The sequence below is a fragment of the Paraburkholderia sp. BCC1885 genome (genome assembly GCF_900996235.1).
Taxonomy (GTDB): Bacteria; Pseudomonadota; Gammaproteobacteria; order Burkholderiales; family Burkholderiaceae; genus Paraburkholderia.
Map to the genome: position 1 here is coordinate 1 of NZ_CAAJGM010000275.1, position 2536 is coordinate 2536.

The following is a 2536-nucleotide window of genomic DNA, read 5'->3' on the forward strand; positions in this document are numbered from 1 at the left end:
GAACGAAACCGCTCGCGCGGTAGGGGGCTCCGACCCGGCGTACGGGGTTCGGAGAGGGCCGCTGCGCAGTTCCGTATGTTGGAGGTCGGGGCAATCCGCCTCGTTCTTCAAACGGAGCTGCATCATGACCTCCAATCAACCGGGCGTCAGCCCATTGCGTCAGCGTATGACAGACGACATGCGCATGCGCCAGCTTGCTCCCAAGACTCAAGCAGGCTACTTGCGCATTGTGCGTGAATTCGCCCGATATCTTAAACGCTCACCCGATACGGCGAGTGTCGAGGACCTGCGAAACTACCAGTTGTATCTGGTCGATCGCGGAACGTCTCCCGTCTCCCTTAATGCCGCGATCACCGGGCTGAAGTTCTTCTTCGAGATCACGCTTCAGAAGCCGGAATTGATGGCCCGGATGCAGCCAGTGCGTGTGCCGCGCATATTGCCGGTCGTCCTGAGCCCTGACGAGGTCCGGCGACTGATTGCGGCAACAGGTAACCTGAAGCATCAGACAGCGTTGTCGCTAGCCTACGGCACGGGGTTGCGTGCCAGCGAAGTGGTCTCGCTGAAGGTGGGCGACATCGACAGCCAACGCATGACACTGCGTGTCGAACAGGGCAAGGGGCGCAAGGATCGCTATGCGATGCTCTCGCCGGTGCTGCTCGAACGCCTGCGGGTCTGGTGGCGCGTGGCCCGCGCCCAGGGCAAGATGCCCGACGGCGGCTGGTTGTTTCCAGGGCTCGATCCTGTCGACCCACTGACTCCACGTCAACTCAATCGCGCGATCCGGGCCGCTGCAGAAGCCGCACAGATCGACAAACGCATATCGATGCATACGCTGCGTCACAGCTTCGCGACGCACCTGCTCGAGCAGAAGGTGGATATTCGCGTGATCCAGGTGCTGCTTGGCCACAAGAAGCTCGAAACGACAGCGCTCTACGCACAGGTTGCCACCGACTTGCTGCATGAAGTCGTCAGTCCGCTGGAGCGCCTGCGCCTCGAATAACGCACGCGCGGACCGATCCAATGCTGGAGGTCGCGGACATCTTCCGCGCCTGCGGGCCCACGTGGCGAAGCACGGTAGCACTGAGCCTCGGGCAGCTGAAGGTGATGTCGGCCATCGAACAGTGCCGCAGCGCGGCGCTGGGCGGTCATGTGCTGCGCTGTTCAGGCTGCTCACGAACCGAGATCGCCTACAACTCCTGCCGCAATCGCCATTGCCCGAAGTGTCAGGCAAGTGCTGCGCGCCGCTGGCTCGAAGCCCGCGAGGCCGATCTGCTGCCGGTCGAGTATTACCACGTCGTCTTCACGCTTCCCGCAGTGATCAGTGCGATCGCCTGGTATAACAAGCGCATCATCTACGGACTACTGTTCGACATCGCCGCCGAGACGCTGCGCGCCATCGCGGCGGACCCCAGGCATCTGGGCGCCGACATTGGCGCCACGCTCGTGCTGCATACCTGGGGCTCAGCGCTCACGCATCATCCGCATGTGCACGGTATTGTCCCTGGCGGTGGCCTGTCAGCAAACGGCGGCCGCTGGATCGCCTGTCGGCCCGGTTTCTTCCTGCCGGTGCGTGTGCTCTCGCGGCTGTTTCGTAGGCGCTTCCTCGAAGCGCTCACTGATGCTCATCAGCGCGGTCGACTGCAGTTCTTCGGAGAGTATTCGGGGCTCGCCGATCCGGCCACCTTTGCCCGGTGGCTTGCACCGCTGCGCGCCTGCGAATGGTTCGTGTATGCCAAACGCCCCTTTGCAGGCCCCGAAGCCGTTCTCGCGTACCTCTCACGCTATACGCACCGCGTGGCCATCTCCAACCAGCGCCTGCTCGCCTTCGATGGGCGGAGCGTGAGCTTCCGCTGGAAAGACTACCGGGAGAAGGGCCGTACCCGCTATAAAGCGATGACGCTCGAATCCAGCGAGTTCATGCGTCGCTTCCTGCTCCATGTGTTGCCCGCCGGCTTCCATCGAATCCGCCACTATGGCTTGCTCGCCAACCCGGTGCGCCGCACAAACCTGGCCAGGATTCGTACGCTGCTCGGCGTTGCGCCCGGGCTCTGCCCATCACCGCACGATGCGATCACCGGCGATCGACCGACCTTCTTTTGTCGCCATTGCGGCGCGCCTATGCTCGTCATCGACATTCTCACGCGCACCGTACCGATTCGCGCACCACCAAAGGCAGCACAGCGATGAGCGCCTCGCGTCGATCTGCAGTTCAACCGTCGGCTTTGCGTCAGCGCGGCCGAAGAGTGGACGGTTGTGCGTTCGGTGCCATGCACGGTTGCCCAGCCGTATTCCGAACTCAAGATCGCGCGCGCCATCGCCTCTATTGCCGCATCCACGCATCTGCGCGCGCTCGCATCCCCCGCCGCCGACCTGCAACACAGACCGGTCAGATTGATCAATCGCCATAGCGAAGACGCTGGCCGCATCGGACCACTCCGCGGTTTCCTTCCTCGAGGTTTATTCAACGCCTGCCCACACGCGCCGTCGTCACCCACGAGCTCGCGGTCGAGGGCAGGCGTCGAACAAACCTAAGCGA

General features: G+C 63.1%; 2 protein-coding genes. Both read left to right on the plus strand.

What is annotated here, in order from left to right:
* Window positions 1-124: 124 nt before the first annotated feature.
* Window positions 125-1000 (plus strand): tyrosine-type recombinase/integrase, encoded by an 876-nt coding sequence (locus tag FQ755_RS35910; RefSeq protein WP_144162791.1) that lies wholly within the window; start codon window positions 125-127, stop codon window positions 998-1000.
* 20 nt (window positions 1001-1020) lie between these two features.
* Window positions 1021-2187 carry an IS91 family transposase gene (locus tag FQ755_RS35915; RefSeq protein WP_144162793.1) on the plus strand — a complete coding sequence of 389 codons (1167 nt, stop codon included), beginning with the start codon at window positions 1021-1023 and terminating at the stop codon, window positions 2185-2187.
* Window positions 2188-2536 lie beyond the last annotated feature (349 nt).

Coding starts and splice junctions, on each gene's coding strand:
- FQ755_RS35910 (WP_144162791.1), top strand. CDS start 125: ATGACCTCCAATCAACCGGGCGTCAGCCCATTGCGTCAGCGTATGACA.
- FQ755_RS35915 (WP_144162793.1), top strand. CDS start 1,021: ATGCTGGAGGTCGCGGACATCTTCCGCGCCTGCGGGCCCACGTGGCGA.